At 64.0% G+C, this 19,717-nt stretch carries 22 protein-coding genes, 1 tRNA gene and 1 pseudogene; 8 read left to right on the top strand and 16 right to left on the bottom strand.

Features of this window, described 5'->3' with window-relative positions; all coding sequences use genetic code 11:
* Nucleotides 1-15 precede the first annotated feature (15 nt).
* Both KVP10_RS13215 and KVP10_RS13220 read left to right on the top strand, forming a co-directional pair.
* On the top strand, nt 16-795 hold the full coding sequence (locus KVP10_RS13215) for an SDR family oxidoreductase (protein ID WP_217965079.1): 780 nt from the start codon (nt 16-18) through the stop codon (nt 793-795).
* A gap of 108 nt (nt 796-903) precedes the next feature.
* Complete coding sequence (locus tag KVP10_RS13220; protein ID WP_217965080.1) at nt 904-1,902, top strand: Bug family tripartite tricarboxylate transporter substrate binding protein; 999 nt, start codon at nt 904-906, stop codon at nt 1,900-1,902.
* Between the two features lie 143 nt (nt 1,903-2,045).
* Here KVP10_RS13220 and KVP10_RS13225 read toward each other — a convergent pair whose 3' ends face one another.
* The 7 genes from KVP10_RS13225 to KVP10_RS13255 all read right to left on the bottom strand — a co-directional run bounded on the left by KVP10_RS13225 (nt 2,046) and on the right by KVP10_RS13255 (nt 9,799).
* On the bottom strand, nt 2,046-3,086 hold the full coding sequence (locus tag KVP10_RS13225; protein ID WP_217965081.1) for an XdhC family protein: 1,041 nt from the start codon (nt 3,084-3,086) through the stop codon (nt 2,046-2,048).
* 184 nt (nt 3,087-3,270) lie between these two features.
* The gene (locus KVP10_RS13230; protein ID WP_217965082.1) at nt 3,271-3,879 is read right to left on the bottom strand and encodes an SRPBCC family protein; all 609 of its coding nucleotides are present in this window, start codon (nt 3,877-3,879) and stop codon (nt 3,271-3,273) included.
* A gap of 18 nt (nt 3,880-3,897) precedes the next feature.
* A complete protein-coding gene (locus KVP10_RS13235) occupies nt 3,898-5,139 on the bottom strand; it encodes a vWA domain-containing protein (protein WP_246600651.1) in 1,242 nt (413 codons plus the stop codon).
* 35 nt (nt 5,140-5,174) lie between these two features.
* Nucleotides 5,175-6,107: an AAA family ATPase gene (locus tag KVP10_RS13240; protein ID WP_217965083.1), complete on the bottom strand. Its 933-nt coding sequence runs from the start codon at nt 6,105-6,107 to the stop codon at nt 5,175-5,177.
* Between the two features lie 25 nt (nt 6,108-6,132).
* Nucleotides 6,133-6,924 carry an FAD binding domain-containing protein gene (locus KVP10_RS13245; protein ID WP_217965084.1) on the bottom strand — a complete coding sequence of 264 codons (792 nt, stop codon included), beginning with the start codon at nt 6,922-6,924 and terminating at the stop codon, nt 6,133-6,135.
* Between the two features lie 18 nt (nt 6,925-6,942).
* Nucleotides 6,943-9,312 carry a xanthine dehydrogenase family protein molybdopterin-binding subunit gene (locus KVP10_RS13250; RefSeq protein ID WP_217965085.1) on the bottom strand — a complete coding sequence of 790 codons (2,370 nt, stop codon included), beginning with the start codon at nt 9,310-9,312 and terminating at the stop codon, nt 6,943-6,945.
* A gap of 19 nt (nt 9,313-9,331) precedes the next feature.
* A complete protein-coding gene (locus KVP10_RS13255; RefSeq protein ID WP_217965086.1) occupies nt 9,332-9,799 on the bottom strand; it encodes a (2Fe-2S)-binding protein in 468 nt (155 codons plus the stop codon).
* A gap of 134 nt (nt 9,800-9,933) precedes the next feature.
* Here KVP10_RS13255 and KVP10_RS13260 point away from each other — a divergent pair, with 134 nt between their 5' ends.
* The gene (locus tag KVP10_RS13260; protein ID WP_217965087.1) at nt 9,934-10,635 is read left to right on the top strand and encodes a helix-turn-helix transcriptional regulator; all 702 of its coding nucleotides are present in this window, start codon (nt 9,934-9,936) and stop codon (nt 10,633-10,635) included.
* Between the two features lie 100 nt (nt 10,636-10,735).
* Nucleotides 10,736-11,125, top strand: coding sequence for a VOC family protein (locus KVP10_RS13265; RefSeq protein ID WP_217965088.1), 390 nt, complete (start codon nt 10,736-10,738; stop codon nt 11,123-11,125).
* 22 nt (nt 11,126-11,147) lie between these two features.
* Here KVP10_RS13265 and KVP10_RS13270 read toward each other — a convergent pair whose 3' ends face one another.
* Nucleotides 11,148-11,756, bottom strand: a complete 609-nt coding sequence (locus tag KVP10_RS13270) for a trimeric intracellular cation channel family protein (protein ID WP_246600652.1) — start codon at nt 11,754-11,756, stop codon at nt 11,148-11,150.
* A 13-nt stretch (nt 11,757-11,769) separates the two neighbouring features.
* The gene (locus tag KVP10_RS13275) at nt 11,770-12,591 is read right to left on the bottom strand and encodes an HpcH/HpaI aldolase family protein (RefSeq protein WP_217965090.1); all 822 of its coding nucleotides are present in this window, start codon (nt 12,589-12,591) and stop codon (nt 11,770-11,772) included.
* A 309-nt stretch (nt 12,592-12,900) separates the two neighbouring features.
* On the opposite strand from KVP10_RS13275, the gene KVP10_RS13280 reads away from it, so the two are divergent.
* Complete coding sequence (locus KVP10_RS13280; RefSeq protein ID WP_217965091.1) at nt 12,901-13,224, top strand: type II toxin-antitoxin system RelE/ParE family toxin; 324 nt, start codon at nt 12,901-12,903, stop codon at nt 13,222-13,224.
* Nucleotides 13,221-13,508 carry a helix-turn-helix domain-containing protein gene (locus tag KVP10_RS13285; RefSeq protein ID WP_217965092.1) on the top strand — a complete coding sequence of 96 codons (288 nt, stop codon included), beginning with the start codon at nt 13,221-13,223 and terminating at the stop codon, nt 13,506-13,508. Before KVP10_RS13280 ends, KVP10_RS13285 begins: the two co-directional genes overlap by 4 nt.
* A 238-nt stretch (nt 13,509-13,746) precedes the next feature.
* On the opposite strand, the gene KVP10_RS13290 is transcribed toward KVP10_RS13285, so the two are convergent.
* From KVP10_RS13290 to KVP10_RS13315, 6 genes are all read right to left on the bottom strand, one after another.
* Nucleotides 13,747-14,316, bottom strand: coding sequence for an Hsp20/alpha crystallin family protein (locus tag KVP10_RS13290; RefSeq protein WP_217965251.1), 570 nt, complete (start codon nt 14,314-14,316; stop codon nt 13,747-13,749).
* A 119-nt stretch (nt 14,317-14,435) separates the two neighbouring features.
* On the bottom strand, nt 14,436-14,843 hold the full coding sequence (locus KVP10_RS13295; RefSeq protein WP_217965093.1) for an Hsp20/alpha crystallin family protein: 408 nt from the start codon (nt 14,841-14,843) through the stop codon (nt 14,436-14,438).
* A gap of 27 nt (nt 14,844-14,870) precedes the next feature.
* Nucleotides 14,871-15,311, bottom strand: a complete 441-nt coding sequence (locus KVP10_RS13300) for an Hsp20/alpha crystallin family protein (protein WP_217965094.1) — start codon at nt 15,309-15,311, stop codon at nt 14,871-14,873.
* 290 nt (nt 15,312-15,601) lie between these two features.
* A complete protein-coding gene (groL, locus tag KVP10_RS13305) occupies nt 15,602-17,221 on the bottom strand; it encodes a chaperonin GroEL (protein WP_217965095.1) in 1,620 nt (539 codons plus the stop codon).
* A 32-nt stretch (nt 17,222-17,253) separates the two neighbouring features.
* Nucleotides 17,254-17,568, bottom strand: a complete 315-nt coding sequence (locus KVP10_RS13310) for a co-chaperone GroES (protein ID WP_217965096.1) — start codon at nt 17,566-17,568, stop codon at nt 17,254-17,256.
* A 165-nt stretch (nt 17,569-17,733) separates the two neighbouring features.
* Nucleotides 17,734-18,369 carry a diguanylate cyclase gene (locus KVP10_RS13315; protein ID WP_217965097.1) on the bottom strand — a complete coding sequence of 212 codons (636 nt, stop codon included), beginning with the start codon at nt 18,367-18,369 and terminating at the stop codon, nt 17,734-17,736.
* Between the two features lie 510 nt (nt 18,370-18,879).
* Between KVP10_RS13315 and KVP10_RS21440 the strand changes: the two are divergent.
* Nucleotides 18,880-19,050: pseudogene (locus tag KVP10_RS21440) on the top strand (tyrosine-type recombinase/integrase); the annotation flags it as partial.
* Between the two features lie 98 nt (nt 19,051-19,148).
* Nucleotides 19,149-19,382: a tyrosine-type recombinase/integrase gene (locus KVP10_RS21445; RefSeq protein WP_343218743.1), complete on the top strand. Its 234-nt coding sequence runs from the start codon at nt 19,149-19,151 to the stop codon at nt 19,380-19,382.
* A 36-nt stretch (nt 19,383-19,418) separates the two neighbouring features.
* Here the strand turns inward: KVP10_RS21445 and KVP10_RS13325 are convergent.
* Nucleotides 19,419-19,494 (bottom strand) — tRNA-Asn (locus tag KVP10_RS13325).
* Nucleotides 19,495-19,717: the final 223 nt, after the last annotated feature.

Genomic DNA, 19,717 nt, shown 5'->3' on the forward strand with positions numbered 1-19,717 from the left:
CCGCAGGAGCGCTCCATGGATCTTGGCATTCAAGGCCGGCAGGCCCTGGTGTTCGGCGGCAGCCGCGGCATGGGGCGCGCCTGCGCACTGCGATTCGCGCAGGAAGGGGTGGACGTGACGATTGCCGCACGCACCCGCGAGACCTTGCAGCGGGCGGCCGAGGAAATGTCTGCCGAGGCCGGCAACCCCGTGCACTTCGTGGTGGCCGACATCACCACCGCCGCGGGGCGCGATGCCGCGCTGGCGGCTTGTCCGGCTCCCGACATACTGGTGAACAACGCCGACGGCCCGATCCCCGGCGATTTCCGGCAATGGGTCCCGGAAGACTGGCACCAGGCGCTGGACGCGATGATGGTAGGCCCCATAGAAATGATCCGCCGCACGGTCGATGGCATGATCGAACGCAAGTTCGGGCGCATCGTCAACATCGTGTCGCGCAGCGTCAAGACGCCGCAGCTCGAAATGGGGCTGTCCAACGGCGCGCGCTCCGGGCTGGTGGGCTTTGTCGCGGGCCTGGCGCGCCAGACCGTGCGGCACAACGTCACCATCAACAATCTATTGCCCGGCCCCTTCGACACCGACGCGCAGCGCCGGCACATAGAGGGCATGCTGGAAATGACGGGCAAATCCTTCGACCAGTTGTGGAAGGAACGCAGCAGCGGCAATCCGGCGGGGCGTTACGGACGGCCGGAAGAGCTGGGTGCGCTGTGCGCGTTCGTCTGCTCGATGCACACGGGCTATATAACGGGCCAGAGCCTGCTGATAGACGGCGGCGGCTACCCCGGAACTTTTTGATTGCCATGCAGGCCGCCGCGGGTTTGTGTTCCGCGCAGCGGCGCATATAAATACAGAAGTATAGCGACAAGACGAAGACAGTCCTGTTATCCGCATAGGGAGAAGTTGATGAAGCAAAGCATATATGGCGGCCTTCTGCGCGCCGTTGCGATGGCCTTGGGCGTCGCCGGCGTGGTGGCCGCCAGTCCTGCGGGGGCGGAAAGCGCTTATCCGTCCCGAACCATCACCATTGTTGTCCCGCATCCGCCCGGCGGCTCGGTGGATGGCGTGGCGCGCCTGTTCGCCGACAAGCTCAAGAATGAGCTGCACGAATCCGTGGTGGTCGAAAACCGTCCCGGCGCCTCGGGCATGATAGGCGCGGCCTATGTGGCGCGGGCCAAGCCAGATGGCTACACGCTCTACATCAACGCCTCGATTCACTCCATCAATCCGCTGCTGTACAAGAAGACCATCACCTTCGACGCGGTCAAGGACTTCACCGCCGTCAGCATGCTGGCGCAAGGCGCGCTGATCTTCAGCGTGAACCCCAAAGTGCCGGCCGACAGTGTCCAGCAATTCATTACCGATGTGAAGGCCGATCCGGATAAATATACGTTCGCTACCAGCGGCTTCGGCTCGGCCGGCCACCTGGGTGCGGCGCAGTTCCTGTACGAAGCGCATATTTCGAAAGTGCCCATCGTGCTCTACAAGGGCGCCGCGCCCGCGCTGTCGGACCTGGTGGGCGGGCAGGTCTCGGCCATCATGGACCCCATGCTGTCCTCTCTGCCGCTCGTGAAGTCGGGCAAGCTGCGGGCCCTGGCGGTAACGGGCAGCGCCCGCAGCCCGCTGCTGCCGGACGTCCCCACCATGCGCGAGGCTGGCATGAAGGACTTCGAGTTCTATTCCTGGTACGGCCTGTGGGCGCCCGCCAAGCTGCCGCCGGCCGTCCTGGGCAAGATCGAGGCCGCATCCGCCAAGATCATGGGTTCGCCCGAAATGAAGCAGCGTCTGGACGCCCTGGGCTTTGAAGTCGCCTACAAGAACTCGGCGGATTTCACCGCTTATATCGCGTCCGAGATGGCGCGCTACAAGAAGATCATCGACACGGCGCACATCACCGCGGGCTAGGTGCAATGCCGCAGCGGCCGTTGCGTATCCCCGCCGGGATGCCGACGGCCTTTATTTCATACAGGCGGCCCGCCGTGCGGCGGGCCGCGCGCATTCCGGACCGGCCCGCGGGCGATGGCGACAGTGGCCGGCTGCCGCCGGCATCACCCCGTAAAGCACACCGTGCCGGCCCCCATCATGCCTTGCTGGTCCTTGACGTATGCGACGTCCGTATCGCGCGGCAGGGCCACGCCGTTCTTCACCGCCAGCACTTCCGCCATGACGCTGACGGCGATTTCCGGCGGGGTCTTGCTGCCGATATAAATGCCGATGGGGCCGCGCAGGTGGGCCAGCGACTGCTCGGTCTGGTCCAGGTATTCGATCATGCGCTCGCGCCGCGCCTGATTGTTGCGCCGGCTGCCTATGGCCCCTATATAGAAGGCGGGGGTTTCCAGCGCCTGCAGCAAGGCCAGGTCGTCCAGCTTGGGGTCGTGCGTGAGCGCGATGACGCAACTGCGCGCGTCGGGCTGGAATTCCGCCACCGTGTCGTCCGGCATGGTGTCCACCACCCGCACTCCGGGAACGTTCCAGACGCTGCTGTATTCCTTGCGCGGATCGCATACCGTGACCGCGAAGCCGCAGAACTGCGCCATGGTGGCCAGGTATTCGCTCATCTGGCCCGCGCCGATGATCAGCATCCGGTAGCCCGGGCCGAAAGTATTCACCAGTTCGTGCTCGTCCAGGCCGAGATCGGCCGGGACGTCGGTGGGCTCCAGGTGCACATGGCCGTCGGCGAGGCGCACGCACCTGTGCATCAGCCGCCCCGTATCCAGCATCTGCACCAGTTCTTCCAGCGAACCGACGTCGGGGTCGAATTCGAGGATTATCTCGAGCGTGCCGCCGCAAGGCAGGCCGAAGCGGTGGGCCTCGTCGGCGGTGACGCCATATTTGAGAAAGCGCGGCGGCCCGTTGCGGGGCAGGGCGTCGGGTGCGTCCGGCTGGGTATAGCGGGCGATCAGGTCGTCCTCGATGCAGCCGCCCGACACCGAGCCCACGACGATGCCGTCTTCGCGCAGCGCCATGATCGAGCCTATGGGCCGCGGCGAAGACCCCCAGGTGTGCACTACGGTCGCCAGCACGGCGTGGCTGCCGTTGCTGCGCCAGTCGCGCAGGGTGCGCAAAATGATGAAGTCCAGATTTTCCATGGCAGGTTTCCCTGAAAATCCCTTCCATAAAAAATAGTTCTTATAGGGCTTGCAGTCAAAGCGGCACGTCCGCCACGAGAACACGCGGCCCGGCGGTGGCCGTCAGGGCCGGCGCGGCCGGGCCGCGCGATGCGCATGGGCTCGTATGGCAACGTGCTTCATTCTTGTATTTGCCAGTCTTTTATCATTGGGTTGCCCAGGCGATGCCCAGTATCACCAGTACCGCCACCACGACCCAGATCCAATTCGAAACGCGGCGGCCGGCCGGGCCGGACCCGCGCGCGCCGCTGGATCCCGTCGATACTGCCGAGTCGGCGGCGCCGGCGGCAGGCGCCTTGGCCGCCGCCGGATAGCGGCGCTGCATCTCTTCGTCGAAACGCTTGAAGAAACTTTCGGCCATGGCCTTGGCCACGCCGTCGATCAGCCGCTGCCCGACCTGAGCGATCTTGCCGCCCACGGTGGCATTGACCGTGTACGCCAATTCGCAGCCCTCGCCCTGGGGCGTCAGGGCGACCTTGGCGCTGCCCTTGCCGAAGCCGGCTGCCCCGCCATTGCCGTTGAAGTTCAGTGTATAGCTCTCGGGGGCCTGGATATCGGCCAGTTGTATCGTGCTCTTGAACTTGGCTGCTACCGGGCCTACCTTGACCGTGCTGACCAGGGCGTATTCATGTTCGCCGGTGGCCTCGATGCTCTCGCAGCCCGGCACGCAAACCTTCAGGACCTCGGGGTCGTTGAGTGCCTCCCAGGCTTGTTGCCGGCCGACGGCCAGTTTGCGCGAGCCTTGCATGTCCATGGTTGCCTCCTTGGGGGATCATTGTTTTACAAGCGTGGCGATGGCGCCGGCCAGGTCCTGCAGCCGGCTGACATTGTGCACTGCCAGCATGGCGTCGGCCATACGGTGCAGCACCGCGGCGCCGCGGGCGCTGGGCGTATAGCCGTCGAAGCGCAGCAGCGGGTTGAGCCACAGTATGCGGCGCGTGCGGAGCTTGAGCCTGCCCAGTTCGCGGGCGAGGTCGTCCGGGTCGCCGGTGTCCAGTCCGTCGGTAACGATCAGCACCACGGTGCGGCGTCCCACCAGGCAGCGGGCGTGCCCGCGCCACAGGCTGGCCAGGCAGTCGCCGAGCCGGGTGCCGCCCGCATAATCATGTATCAGCCCGCCGGCGGCCTGCAGCATGGCGTCCGTATCGGCCAGGCGAAAGGCCGGGCCCAGGTCGGTAAGCTCGGTGCCGAAGGCGAACACATTGCGGCACACGGGCAGGATGCGCCCCCCCACTTGCACGTGGCGGGTCGCCGCGTGCAGGAAGGCCAGCAGGGTGCGGGCGTAGCGTTCCATCGAACCCGATACGTCCACCAGCGCCAGCAGCGGCAAGGGCTGCCTGCGGCGCCGCAGCCGGTGCAGGGCCATCACGTCGCCGCCGTTGTGGGCGGCAGCCCGCAGGGTGCGGCCCCAATGTATGCGCGAGCCCCGCGTGCCGGCCCGGGTGCGGCGGCTGGCCACCGTGGGCAAGGGCAGGGCAACGTCGCGCACCAGGCGCTGCACCAGGAAATATTCGCTGGCCGACATTTGATTGAAATCGGCCGATTTCAGGCGGATGACGTCGCTTGCGGTCATGGCGGCGTCGAGCTCGAGGTCGGGCTTGGCCGTGCCAGGCGCGCCGGCCGGCGGGGCCAGCGCCGCCTGCACGCGCGGGCGCGCGCGCGGCGGCCCGGCCTCGCGCTCGGAGCGCGGCATCATCCGCGCCAGCAACTGGTGGGCCAGCTCCGGATCCCGGAAAAAGGCGGCGAACATTTCGCGGAACACGGCACGATCCTGCTCGCGGCTGACCAGTACCGTTTCCAGCGCCGCGCCTACGTCCTGCTTGCGCGCCACACCTACGCACTGCAAGGCCTGCTGGGCCAGGGCGATCCGCGCCGCGTCTACCGGCACCCCGGCGCGGCGCAAGGCGCGGCCGAAGGCACTGAGATTGCCGCTGAGCTTGCCGCTGCGCGCATCGCCCAGCAAGGACACCTGCTGCGGGCGCGCCGCGGTGTCGCGCTGGTCGGCTGGCATCATAGGCCGGGTGTCCTTTGTTGCCATCGGCCCCGCCTTCAGGCGGCGGCCTGCTGCGCAGATCGCAGGGCCTCGGACGCCAGCGCCCGGTCCAGCGCGGCGACGTCGTCGCGCTGTTTGAACAGTATGCCGGCAGTGTCCACCACGACTTCGGGGTCTAGCGCGATGGTGTCCAGGGCCACCAGCGCCCGGGCCCATTCCACGGTCTCGGCGATGCCGGGAGCGCGCTGGAAATGGCCCTCGCCGGCGGCATTGCGCAGTTGTTGCACGAAGGCGGCGACCTGCCGGGCCAGGGCGCGCGGAGCCTGCGGCACCAGCGCCTGTACGATGGCCAGCTCGCGTTCGCGGTCGGGATAGTCCAGCCAGTGGTACAGGCAGCGGCGCTTGACGGCGTCATTGAGTTCGCGCGTGCGGTTGCTGGTCAGCAGTGTCACCGGCGGGATGGTCGCGCGCACCGTCCCGAGTTCCGGGATGCTGACTTGGTATTCGCCCAGGTATTCGAGCAGGAAGGCTTCGAAGGGCTCGTCGGCGCGATCGATTTCGTCGATCAGCAGCAGGGCCCCGGGCGCCGGAGCCTGCAAGGCCTGCAGCAGCGGACGGCGCACCAGGTAGCGCGGCTGGTAGACCTCGCGTTCGAGTTCGCTGGCCGGCGCCAGGCCCTCGGCCGCCCGCAAGTGCAGCAACTGCGCCGCGTAGTTCCATTCGTACAGGGCTTCGCGCTGTTCCAGCCCGTCGAAGCATTGCAGGCGCAGCAGTTCGCGCCCCAATACCGCGGCCAGGGCCTTGGCCAGTTCGGTCTTGCCCACGCCGGGTTCGCCCTCCAGCAGCAGCGGGCGCTGCAGCTTGAGCGCCAGGAATACCGCCGTGGCCAGACGCCGGTCGGCAAAATAAGCCCTGGCCTCGAGCGCGGTAATCAGCGCATCGATGGAGCCAGGGTCTGGCGCTGCGGCGGATACCAGCGGTGTGCTCATGGAACATTCCTAGCGTTGACGGCCCCTAGGCCAGCGCCTGGGCCACGGCGCGCTGCGCCATCACCCCGACCAGGTGGGCACGGTAGGCGCTGCTGCCGTGCAGGTCGCTGGATGCCTGGGATGCATCGGTCGGCACCGCGGCTAGCGCATCGGGGCTGAAGTTGCTCGCCAGGGCGGCTTCCATGGCCTGGTGGCGGAATACGCCATTGCCCGCGCCCGTCACCGCCACTCGCACGCCGTCGTCGAATTGCGCAACGAACACGCCGATTAGCGCGAACAGCGAAGCGGGTTGCGGGAACTTGACGTAGGCGGCGCGCTTGGGCACCGGGAAGCTTATCGCCGTGACGAGTTCCCCCGGCTCGAGAGCGGTGCTGAACAGGCCCTGGAAGAAATCGTCGGCCTTGATCTGGCGCCCGGTGGTGTGGATAGTGGCGCCCAGCGCCAGCAAGGCGGCCGGATAGTCCGCCGCCGGATCGTTATTGGCCACCGAGCCGCCCAGCGTACCCATGGCGCGCACCTGCTTGTCGCCTATGCCCGCGGCCAGGCGCGCCAGGGCGGGGATGGCAGCCAGCACCTCGGCGTTTTCGGCGACATCGGCGTGCCGGGTCATGGCGCCGATCACGATGGCGCCGCCTTCGCGGCGGATGCCGGACAGCTCTTTGAGTCCGCCCAGGTCTACCAGTTGCCCGGGCGCGGCCAGGCGCAGTTTCATCGAGCCCAACAGGGTCTGCCCGCCCGCCAGGGCCTGTCCACCGTCTTTGAGCAGCCTGAGCGCATCGGCCTGCGTGGCCGGGCGTTCATAAGTAAATGCATACATGTGTGTCTCCTGAGTGGATCACTTGGCGGCCTGGATCGCCTGCCAGACACGGTGCGGCGTGGCGGGCATGTCGATATCGCGCACCCCCAGCGGCTCGAGCGCGTCGAGCAGGGCATTGATCACCGCCGGCGGCGAGCCTATGGTGCCGGCCTCGCCGCAGCCCTTGCTGCCCAGCGGATTGTGCGTGCACGGCGTGCACACGGTGCCAAGCCGGAATTCGGGGAAATCCTTGGCGCGCGGCATGGCGTAGTCCATATAGCTGCCGGTCAGCAACTGGCCGCTATCGGGGTCGTAGGCGCACTGTTCCAGCAGCGCCTGGCCGATGCCCTGCATGACCCCGCCTTGCACCTGGCCTTCGACGATCATGGGATTAACGATGACGCCGAAGTCGTCCACTGCCGTGAACCGGTCCACATGCACCACGCCCGTCGCGGGATCGACCTCTACCTCGCAGATATGGGTTCCGGCGGGGTAGGTGAAGTTGCTGGGGTCGTAGAAGGCGGTCTCGTCCAGCCCGGGTTCGAGCTTGTCCAGCGGATAGTTGTGCGGCACGTAGGCGGCCAGCGCCACTTCCGCAAAGGGGACTTTTTTGTCGGTGCCCTTGACGCTGAATTCGCCGTTGGCGAAATCTATGTCGGCATCGCTGGCTTCCATCAGGTGGGCCGCGATCTTCTTGGCCTTTTCCTCGATCTTGTCCAGTGCCCGCATGACCGCCGCGCCGCCCACGGCCAGCGAACGCGAGCCGTAGGTGCCCATGCCGAAGGGGATGCGGCCGGTGTCGCCATGCACGATTTCGACCGCGTCGACCGCGATGCCCAGGCGCGCGGAGACCAGTTGCGCGAACGCGGTCTCGTGGCCCTGCCCGTGGCTGTGGGTGCCGGTGAACACGGTCACCGAGCCGGTGGGATTGATGCGCACCTCGCCGCATTCATACAGGCCGGCGCGCCCGCCCAATTGCCCGACGATGTGCGAGGGCGCCAGGCCGCAGGCCTCGATATAGCTGGAATAGCCTATGCCGCGCTTCAGGCCCTTGGCCTCGCTGGCCCGGCGGCGTTCCACGAAGCCGGCCACGTCTGCGAGCTTGTTGGCCTCTTCGAGGCATTTCGGGAAGTCGCCCGTGTCGTATTGCAGCGCGACCGGCGTCTGGTAGGGAAACTCGGTGATGAAGTTGCGCCGGCGGATTTCGTCCTGGCCGATGCCGAGTTCCCAGGCGCAGCGGGTGACCAGGCGCTCGACCAGGTAGGCGGCTTCGGGCCGCCCGGCGCCGCGGTAGGCATCCACCGGCACCGTGTTGGTGAACCAGCCGTCGACCTCGACATAGACCTGCGGCGTGGTGTATTGGCCGGCCAGCAGCGTGCCGTACAGGATGGTGGGCACGACCGGCCCGAAAGTCGCCAGGTACGCGCCCAGGTTCGCATCGGTGTGGACCCTCAATGCGAGGAACTTGCCGTCCTTGTCCAGCGCCATCTCGGCGTGCGTGACGTGGTCGCGCCCATGGGTATCGGCGATGAAGCTTTCGCTGCGTTCGGCGGTCCATTTAACCGCGCAGTCCAGTTCGCGCGCAGCCCAGGCTATGGCGACGTCCTCGGGGTACAGGTTGATCTTGGAGCCGAAGCCGCCGCCCACGTCGGGGGCGATGACGCGTATCTTGTGCTCGGGCTGGTGCAGCACGAAGGCCGACAGCAGCAGGCGCACCAGGTGCGGGTTCTGGCTGGTGGTATACAGCAGCGATTCGCCCGTGGCGCGGTCATAGCGCGCATTGTCCGCGCGCGGTTCCATGGCGTTGGGAATCAGGCGGTTGTTGATCAGGTCGAGGCGGGTGACGTGCGCCGCGCTTGCGAAAGTGGCGTCCACGGCAGCCTTGTCGCCCAGCACCCACTTGTAGCAGCGGTTGTCGGGGGCCTCGTCGTGCAGCGCCGGCCCCTGGGCGGCCTTGCCCATGTCGACGACGGGTTCGAGCTCTTCGTAGTCGGCGGCCACGGCCTCGGCGGCGTTGCGGGCCTGTTCCTGCGTATCGGCCACCACCATCGCGACCGGCTCGCCCACATAGCGCACCTTGCCGATCGACAGGAACGGGTGGGGCGGCTCTTTCATGGGGCTGCCGTCGGGATTGCTGATCAGCCACCCGCTAGGCAGGCCGCCGACCTTGCCGTCGATATCCTGGCCGGTGAAAACGCCCAGCACCCCCGGCATGCGCCCGGCTTCGGCCGTATCGATGCTCTTGATGCGAGCGTGGGCGTACGGCGAGCGCACGAAACAGGCGTATTTCTGGCCTTCCTGGTGGATATCGTCCACGTACCTGCCAGCGCCTGTCAGAAAGCGCAGGTCTTCGACACGCCGCAGCGATTCGCCTATATGCGGCATGTTGGCAAATTGATTTGCACCCATGATTGAGTCTCCTTTGCCATCAGGCTGCCATGGCTTTCTGGGCGGTCTGCACCGCCCTGACGATGTTGTGGTAGCCCGTGCAGCGGCAGAGGTTGCCATCCAACTGCTCGCGGATTTCGCTGGCGCTGGCTTGCGGATGATGGGCGAGCAAGTCGACGGCGCTCATCACCATGCCCGGCGTACAGTAGCCGCACTGCAGGCCGTGGCATTCCTTGAAGGCGGCCTGCACCGGATGCAGGGTGCCGTCGCTATTGGCCAGGCCCTCGATGGTGGTGATTTCGGCGCCCTGCATCTGCGCCGCCAGGACGTTGCAGGACTTGATGGCTCGCCCGTTGGCGATCACGGTACAGGCGCCGCACTGGGCGGTATCGCAGCCTACATGGGTGCCCGTCAGCCGCAGTTCGTTGCGGATGAGCTGCACCAGCAGTACATTGGGCTCGACCTCGGTGCTGACTGCTTGTCCATTGACTTTGAGCTCGATTTTCATTGCAGATGTCTCCAGGTTTGTTGTTGTCCTTCGAATCCTGCCTCCCATTCTTAAAACTCTGCGAGGCGGGGCGCTACCTAGGTGAAACCCTTAGCTGCACCGCAGCGTCGGTCGCCGTGCCTCGTGGAGCCCTCATGTCCCGTGCCGAAAGATTGCTGGAATTGATGCAGTGCCTGCGCCGTCGCCGCCATCCCGTCAGCGGCAAGGCCCTGGCCGGCGAACTGGGCGTCAGCCTGCGCACGCTGTACCGGGACATCGCCAGCCTGCAGGCGCAAGGGGCGCACATCGAGGGCGAGCCGGGCGTGGGCTACGTGCTGCAGCCCGGCTTCCTGCTGCCGCCGCTGATGTTCTCGGCGCCCGAACTTGACGCGCTCATGCTCGGCGCCCGCTGGGTGGCCAGGCGTACGGATTCCGAACTGGCGCACGACGCCCGCAACGCCTTGTCCAAGATCGCGGCCGTGTTGCCGGCCGACCTGCGCCAATCCCTGCATGACAGCGCCTTGCTGGTCGGCCCGCCCGACGCCGTACAGGACGGCCTGGACTGCCTGCCCGCGCTGCGCCAGGCCATACGGCAGGAACGCAAATTGCTCATCCGTTACCGAGACCGGCAGGAACACGATACCGAGCGTGTCATCTGGCCCTTTGCGCTGGGCTTTTTCGAGAGGGTGCGCATGGTCTCCGCATGGTGCGAGCGGCGCCAGGCCTTGCGCCATTTCCGCGTAGACCGTTTCGTGGCGCTGGAACCGCTGGGCGAGCGCTATCCGGTGCGGCGCCAGGCCCTGCTGAAGCGCTGGAGAGAAGAGCAGGGCATACACGCCGATCCTTTGGGTGTTTGATACTGACGGAAATTGTCAGTGTCCGCCCCTAGCATGACGATACCGTGAGCATAAGCGGCCCGATGGGTCCGCGGCTCACAAACACTGCCAAGGAATCGTCATGCCCGATCTCGATCGCCCCGTCCTCGATCTCAACCATGCCATCATCTATGTCGACAGTCCCGAACGCAGCGCCCGTTTCTATGCTCAGTTGTTGGGCCTGCAAGCCGTCGAGGCGTCGCCCGCCTTCGCGCTGTTCGTGTTCGCTTCGGGCTTCAAGCTGGGGTTATGGTCGCGCCACACCGTAGAGCCCGCCGCCACGCCCGTCGGCGGCAGCGAACTGGCCTTTGCCGTGGACAGCGACGCCGAAGTCGACCGCCTGCATGCTCAATGGCAGCGGGACGGCCTGGCGATAATCCAGCCGCCCCTGACCATGGACTTCGGCTATACCTACACCGCGCAAGACCCCGACGGCCATAGGCTGCGGGTGTATTGCCTGCATCTTGAGTGATGTCGTTGCACTATTGCGCCGTTCAATCGTCGCCCTTGGTGAACCTGGGCAGGTTCCAGTGAAACACCAGCGACAGGCAGCGTATTGCAAAGCACAGGGCGATGGCGGTCCATGAAACCCATTGCGCAGGCCAGCCGAGAATATCCCCGCCGGTTTGCAGCGCGGCAGCAAGCAAGGCCGCCGAGGCGTAGATTTCCCGCTGCAGGATGACCGGGGTGCGGTTCAGCAGCAAGTCGCGCAGCGCGCCGCCGCCTACGGCCGAGATCATGCCCAGGATGACGGCCGCTTCGATGCTGTGGCTGTGCATCAAGGCCTTGTGCGCGCCGAAAACGGCAAAAAACCCCAGGCCCGCCGCGTCGAACATCAGCACCGGATGCGATAGTTTTTGCACCAGGTCTTCCGCGCTGATGACCAGGCCGGCAGCGATCAGAGCCAGGGCCATGTAGCGCCAGTCGGCAAGGCCGGCCGGCGGCAGCGCCCCTATGCACACGTCCCGGATGATACCGCCGCCGCAGGCGGTGGTGTAGGCCAGGGTAATGATGCCGAACAGGTCCAGCTTCTTCTGGTGCGCCGCCACGGCTCCGCTGATGGCGAAGACGAACGTACCTATCAGGTCGAGCGACGTAAACAAGGTGTGTGCGCTTTCAATAGCTGCTGGAAGCCGTGGGCCTGGATGCCGGCGACTGGCCGCGGAACCTTGCGGCCGCCGCATCCACCCCGTTGCGCAGGATGATGGTGTCGAGCGCCACGGCGACGAATTGCGCGCCCAAGTCCAGGCATTCGCGCGCCCGCGCCTCGTCCACCATCAGGATGCCCGGCGCCTTGCCGCAGGCGCGGATACGGCGTATGGCGTCGTCTATGCTGCGGTTTACTTCCGGGTGCCGCGCCTGGCCGGGATAGCCCATGCTGGCCGACAGGTCTGCGGGGCCGATGAAAATGCCGTCGATGCCGTCGATGGCGGCAATCGCCTCGATCTGCTCCAGCGCCTGGGGCGTTTCCACCTGTACCAGCAGACACAGGTCTTCGGCGGCCTTGGCGACGTAGTCGGCGGTGCGACCGAAGTTGGACGCGCGAGTGGAGCCGCCCATGCCCCGTATGCCGTCGGGCGCGTAACGTATGGCGCGCACGGCGGCCTGGGCTTCCTGTGCGTTCTGCACGAAAGGCAGCAGCAGCGTCTGCGCGCCAATGTCCAGATAGCGCTTGATGAGCACCGGGTCGTTCCATGCCGGCCGCACGACCGCGTGCATAGGCTGCGCGCCCGCCGCGGGATGCGCGGCGGCCACGGCCTGCAACTGTTGCATCATCAGCGGCACATCGGTGGGCGTGTGCTCGGTGTCCAGCAGCACCCAGTCGTAGCCCGCGCCGCCGATCAGTTCGGAGACGAAAGGCGAGGGGATGGTGGACCAGATGCCGATCTGCGCGCGTCCGGCGCGCAGGGCCTGCTTGAAATGGTTGGTGTAGGGCATGTTTCGGTTTTGCAATAGACGGATCAATTTGGCCTGTGCCAATTTTCTCTATTGGATTCTATCTTAGGAATGGCTGGGCCGAGTCTGTTGAATTTGCCAGAATGCAGATTGTTTTTGGCGGAAAGGCAGCCTTCATTGGATCTGCGCTGCATGTAACGCGAAGCATATGGCCTACGAAGATCGAGGCGTGGATATGGATATCGAGAAGGGCAAAGATCGTGCCGCCCCTTTAGACGAGACATCTCCAGGGCACTAATGAGGACGATGCCGCCTCAGGATTAGCATGTATAGCAAAAAAGAGATAAAATAATGACATGGGAAATAATTCCTCTGCCTGAGGCCGAAGCGGAATTGCTGGCGTTGCCGGTTGATATGCAGGCTCGTTTTCTGCGTATTGCCGACATGCTGATCGAGTACGGCCCGCATCGGGTCGGTATGCCACATGTTCGTCACCTGGAAGGCAAACTGTGGGAAATCCGCGTGAAGGGCCGCGATGGCCTGGCGCGAGCCATTTATATGGCCCTTGCCGGACAGCGTCTGAGCGTGTTGCATGTTTTCGTGAAGAAAACGCAGAAGACGCCGCATAAGGCAATCGAGACGGCCTATGTCCGGATGATGGAACAAGAACGATGAGTAATTACGAAACTCTGAAAAAGCGGATGCTGGCAAATCCCAAGGTGAAGGCGGAATACGAAGCCTTGGCGCCAGAATTCGAACTTGCCCGCGAGCTCATTGCGGCCCGCGCCCGAGCAGGGCTGACACAAGAGCAACTGGCCGACAAGATGCATACAACACAATCGACCATAGCCCGCCTCGAAAGTGGCCGCACGATGCCTTCTCTACGCACGCTTTCCCGCTATGCCGAGGCAACGGGGTGCCGCACTGTTATCAGGCTGGAGGAACTTGCCCGCGCCTGACGGCTTCGGGCGAGACGGGCCAAAGTCTATGTCAGGGGTCGCGGGTGCTCTTGGAATATCAGCACGGCTAAACCCTGTTGCCAGGGAGGGGACACCTCCTGGTGAATTACCTGCGCGATATTGAAGGGTGGGAGCCCAGGGCGCATCCCGGCTGGATACGTTCGAACCATGAGCCGGGTAATGGAAAAGGTCCGGACGCCAGCCCGGGCCACGCCTGAGGAGCCCGTATAACCGAACGTTAGTTAATCTCGATCGTGCAGCCCACCGATTGCGCCGACTCTGACTCCGACTTCGGCACGGTCAGCGTCAGCACCCCATTGCTGAATTTTGCCAGCGTGTGATCCGGATAGGCATCCGCGGGCATGGGAATGGTGCGCATGAAGTTGCCGTACGCACGCTCCAGCCTATAGCAGCCGTTCTCTTCGCTGCGGACGTCCTGCTTCTTTTCACCGCGCAGTACGAGCATGCCATCTTCAACACTTACGCTGAGATCCTCACGATCCAATCCCGGAAGTTCAACGGTTACGCGCAATACCCGCCCCTCGTCAACCACGTCGAGACGTGGCCGAAAACGTGACGGGCTGAAGTCTCCGAACCATCTATCCAGTACACCGTGCCCCGAAAACGGGTCGTGAATAAAATCCTCCATCACGCGCCACTGCTCGCGTGAAAAGAGCCGTGGGATGTCGGGCCAGTAGGCCCGCTTCTGCTTGTTTGACGGGACTTCCTCCGAATTGCCTGGTTCCGCTTCACGAGCTTGCCCACGAAGAAATTTAAATGGATTCCACTTTTTCAAGTCGGTATTCATCATCTTCTCCTTTGCCGTCCCGGGGAAGCCAGATTTGCGCTGCGACATCCCTGTCGCCAGTGGGTGGCGGCTGATGGCCGCTACCCACCCTCTGCTGCGTGTCGCGCCTGCAACCTGGCTCAGCCTGCATGCACCTCGATCCGGCGCGGCTGGGCTTCCTCGCGACGCGGAATGGTCAGCTTCAATACACCATCCTTCAGGGTCGCATCTATCTTCGATGCATCCAGATCCGCCCCAAGCGAAAATGCCCGGGCAAAGTGAGGTTGAGGAACCTCCGCATGCTGCAAGCGCAACCCTGTCGGCGTGGGCACCACCGATTCGCCTTCAATAGACAGGTTGCCGTCAGACACCTTTATGTTGAGCCGATCCTTTGTCACACCTGGCAGATCCGCCCATAGCGTCACTTTTTGGCTGTCCTCGAAGATATCCACGGGGGGCGTCACCGTGATCCGGCGTCGCGCCGGGCCGCCTGCGCGGCGACTCACCGCGGTGTCGTCCTTCGTGACGAGTTCCGTTGTGTTGCTCATGATATTCTCCTCAATGCTGTAATCACCTCATTGAACGGTAATGGCCCGCGGCTTGGACGTCTCCTTCTTGCCAATGCTTATGGCCAGGCAGCCGTCGGTGTACCGCGCCGTCACCTTATCGGGATCTGCTTGTTCGGGCAGCTCGACGACCCGGCGGTAGGTGCCTGCGAAGCGCTCTTGCGCGTAGACCCGCGTGTCATCCGCCGCCTCCGGTTGGGCGGTTGTACGCTCGCCGCTGATGACCAGCAGGCCCTTGTCGATCGATACTTCGAGAGCCTTCGGATCGATACCCGGCGCAAACGCGACGATTTCGATCGAGTCGTCGGTCGAACCGACATTGATTTGTGGAAACGTACCGAAGCGCCCGGAGCGTATGCTGGATGGAAAACCGTTGAAGAGGCTCGCCATCTGCTGCTGCAGGCGATCGAACTCGTTGAAGAGGTCGCTTCCAAAGAAAAGATCGTTCATGGTCTGTTCTCCCTCGCAATGGCAGGAAGACGGCACCGGCTCACACGTCCTAACCCGTCCGCCACGCCAATAGCCAACAAGTCAAAACACACAGCGCACGAATCGGACACGAACTCTGCGCTGGCTTGTACAAAACTCCAAATGGGGATTCCGATCCGGTTTTTCAAGCGTGCGATGCACGATGAAAAGCACACCATGACCGGAAAACCGTGCGTCGAGCAGAACGCCCCGCGGGCACCTCGGCGGCACCCGCAGGGACGATCCCCGCTATCAGGCGGCGTCGGGAAGAACTAGTAGTCCATGCCCGCCGGCACCGGTGCAGGTTTCTCTTCCTTGGGCTGTTCCGCGACGGAGGCTTCCGTCGTCAGTACGAGGCTCGCGATCGAGGCGGCATTCTGAAGCGCCGTACGCGCCACTTTCGTCGGATCTACGACACCCATCTCGACGAGATCGCCATAGCTGCCCGACGATGCGTTGTACCCGAAGTTCCCTTTGCCCGCGGCAACCTTGGCAACCACCACGGAGGGCTCTTCGCCGGCGTTGGCGACGATGGCGCGCAAGGGCGCCTCCAGGGCACGGCGAATGATCTGGATACCGGCGTCCTGATCGGCGTTGGCCCCCTTGAGGCACTCGATCGCACTGTGGGCACGGAGCAGCGCCACCCCGCCGCCCGGAACGATGCCTTCTTCGACAGCGGCGCGCGTCGCGTGCAGTGCATCGTCGACCCGGTCTTTCTTTTCCTTCATCTCGACCTCGGTCGCCGCGCCCACCTTGATCACGGCCACGCCGCCGGAGAGCTTGGCAATGCGCTCTTGCAGCTTCTCGCGGTCGTAGTCGCTGGTCGCCTGCTCCACCTGGGCTTCGATCGCCTTGACCCGCGCCTGGATCTTCGAGGCCTCGCCGGTTCCATCGACGATGATGGTGTGCTCCTTGTGGACTTCGACACGCTTGGCGCTGCCGAGATCCTCCAGCGTGGTTTTCTCGAGCTGCTTGCCGGTTTCCTCGGAGATGACCGTGGCGTTCGTCAGGATGGCGATATCCTCGAGCATGGCCTTGCGCCGGTCGCCGAACCCGGGCGCCTTGACCGCTGCCACCTTGAGTATGCCGCGCATCGAATTCACCACCAGGGTTGCCAGGGCTTCCCCCTCGATGTCTTCGGCGATGATCAGCAGCGGCTTCCCTGCCTTGGCTGCGATCTCCAGCACCGGCAGCAAATCGCGCACGTTGGAGATCTTCTTTTCGTGCACCAGGATGAGCGGATCTTCCAGAGAAGCTGTCTGCTTCTCGGGTTCGTTGATAAAATAGGGACTCAGATAACCCCGGTCGAATTGCATGCCCTCGACCACATCGAGTTCGTTGTCCAGCGATTTCCCGTCTTCGACGGTGATCACGCCTTCCCGGCCCACCTTGTCCATTGCATCGGCAATGATCTTGCCGATGGCCTCGTCCGCGTTGGCCGAGAGTGCTGCGACCTGGGCAATTTCCTTGCTGGTCGAAATCGGCTTGGATTGCGCCTTCAGCGCCTCGACGACTGCACCTACGGCCTTGTCTATCCCACGCTTCAGATCCATGGGGTTGAGGCCCGCGACCACATAGCGCGCCCCTTCCTGAATGATGGATTGGGCCAGCACGGTCGCCGTGGTCGTCCCGTCTCCGGCGACATCCGCCGTTTTGGAGGCCACTTGCTTGACGACCTGGGCTCCGAGGTTTTCGAACTTGTCCTTGAGCTCGATTTCCTTGGCAACGGAAACCCCGTCCTTGGTGAGGACAGGCGCGCCGAAGCTGCGCTCCAGCAATACGTTGCGCCCCTTGGGGCCCAGCGTCACTTTTACCGCGTCGGCCAGTACGTTCACGCCCTTGACGATACGATTGCGGGCGCTGTCATGAAAAAGGACATCTTTCGCACTCATGTCAATACTCCTGAATCGTTGATGGGGCCGGCTCAGGCGGCCTTTTTCAAGGGCTGGCCGTCCTGCTCGACGACGGCCAGAACGTCGTCTTCACGCAGTACGAGCCACTCCTCGCCATCGATCTTGACAGTCTGGCCCGCGTATTTCCCAAACAGCACCTGGTCGCCGATCTTCAGATGCAGAGGAAGAACCGAGCCATCCTGCAGACGCTTGCCGCCGCCGATGGCGACCACCTCGCCTTGCTCAGGTTTTTCCGTAGCGGAATCGGGAATCACGATACCGGAGGCCGTCTTGCGCCGTTCGATTCGCTTGACGACAACCCGGTCGTGAAGGGGACGAATCTTCATGATTAATCTCCTCGGAGAATCAGATCATCAAAAAGGAATCAGGAAGACGCCCCCCACCCAATCAGCAATGGGCGCGCGCCTTCCAGGCAACGTATGCTGCACCGGGAAAAATAAAGTCTGGCCGGAATTTTTCAATAGGCCGGTGTCAGCCTAAATTGCAACTTTTTATTTCATCGAGAAACGCGTCGTATGGCTCAGCCGGTACACGTCGCGGCCCGCACGATGCCGGTCGTAGGGGCGGGGTAAGACGGGACACGGCAAAGGCCGGGTATCTCCAGGCGCGAGCGTGTCGTCGTCCTGTGGGATCTCACGCCACAAACCGGTCGCCCTGGGACGGAACAGCCAGCGAACGTAGCCGTATTGCGCGGCCATTTCCATCAGGACTGCCTGGTCAGGCGCTTCCATGATTACCGTCGCGCCGTCGTCGCCGCAATCCGCGTATGCCCCAAAGGCCTGGTGACACGCCAGCGCCTCGCCAAGCGGCGCATTCAGCCGCCACCAGGGCCGGTGGTTGGTCCGCTCCAGATCCCACGCTCCTAGCTGCCAGGCAGCGTCGAGCGCCTCCCGATCCCAATATTCCATGCGATCCCAGGAGGCGTTTATCTGCAAGGCCGACCCGGCGACGGGTCGCGGCGGCAAGCTGACACCGGCGAGCTTGAAGGCCGACGCCCGCAAGAACCCATGCCAATGCAGCATCAGCAAGACCGGTGTCCCGGCTTTGGGCACAGCGCTGAGGGACACCGCATACAGCGGCAGGTGCATGGCAGAGGCATGCGCCCTTATCGTGTCAAAGATCTCCATGAGGCCTCCGAGTCGATATCCTGGAGCCTATTTTACAGGGATGCGCCATCCCCAAGGGAGAGGGCGCTGCCACCTGAAGCCGCCTGCGCCATGGGCGTCGCAATCGTATCTGGCCCCGTGTGTCCGAATGCCAACACGCTTTCAACGCCGTCACCCGGTGTCGGCATCTACGGCTTAGCGACATCTTGGGACTTGCGCGGGGGGCCACCCGCGGGCGGCTGCACTGATCGAGGTGCCATCGATGACAGTGGGAGCGCGCCCGTGTTGACCCGCCACAGGCACCGTCGGCGAACCAGCCACCGCAGGCGTCGGGCCGCTTCGACTTCAATGCCTCCTTGAGGAGGTAACGCAACCCTCCAGATGGCTTGGACGCAAGGCTAAGTGGGGCGGCCTTGGGCTACTTCGCGGGCCCTACCCAAGCTGCCAAGGTATCAGGAGCCGGATATTCGCGTGCGGTGGGAACCGCCGGCGGTCATCACGCGATTGGTTGATGCGTTGACCTTGGAGTGGATGCGGGACGCTGCTATTGTGGCCGTGGCCACCGGGATGCGTGAGGACGAAATCCTTTCCATGCAGCCTTCGCAGGTGAACCTTGCCCGATGCACGGCTTGGGCCATGCATGAAGAAGCGAAGTCTAAACACGCCCGTGCCGTGCCCCTGAACGACGATGCAACGGCCGTGATGAAAAGGCGACTAGAAACTGCCGGGCGCTACATCTTCACCCGCGATGAGGGCGAGGATGTCAGTGTGTGGGAAATCGACCGCAGGCGTTCAAGCGGGTGTGCAGGGCGGCTGGGATCAGCGACTTCCGTTTTCATGACTTGCGCCACACATGGACGTCGTGGCACGAGCAAAGGGGCACGCTGCTCATGGTGGTGCAGGAGCTGGGCGGCTGGCGGTCTTTCAAGATGGTGCAGCGGTATGCCTACCTTGCGCCAAGCCACATCGCCGCCCACGCGCGCGCTGTCAATTTTTTGGCAAAGTGGCAGCCAGAAAAGAAAATCGCCGCGTGAGAGACGGCGATAACATTTTGATATTTCTAGCGCTTTTGGCTCCCCGAACTGGGTTCGAACCAGTGACCTGCGGATTAACAGTCCGTCGCTCTACCGACTGAGCTATCGGGGAATTAAAGAAGCGAAACTATAGCAAGAATTCATGGGCTGTGCAAACGCGGTAGGCTAGATGTCATAGGGCGGGGCGCTTGTGGCGGGCCTCTTCTGTATGCGGTCGTATCCAAGGGCCAGGCTACATGGAAATCCCTGTACTGGTCGCCGCCAGGCCCGCGATGACAGTCTCTGCGCATACCACCTAGATAATGAAACGGGGCGCCCACAAGAGCGCCCCATTT

This window comes from Candidimonas humi (genome assembly GCF_019166065.1).
Classification (GTDB): Bacteria; Pseudomonadota; Gammaproteobacteria; order Burkholderiales; family Burkholderiaceae_B; genus Candidimonas; species Candidimonas humi.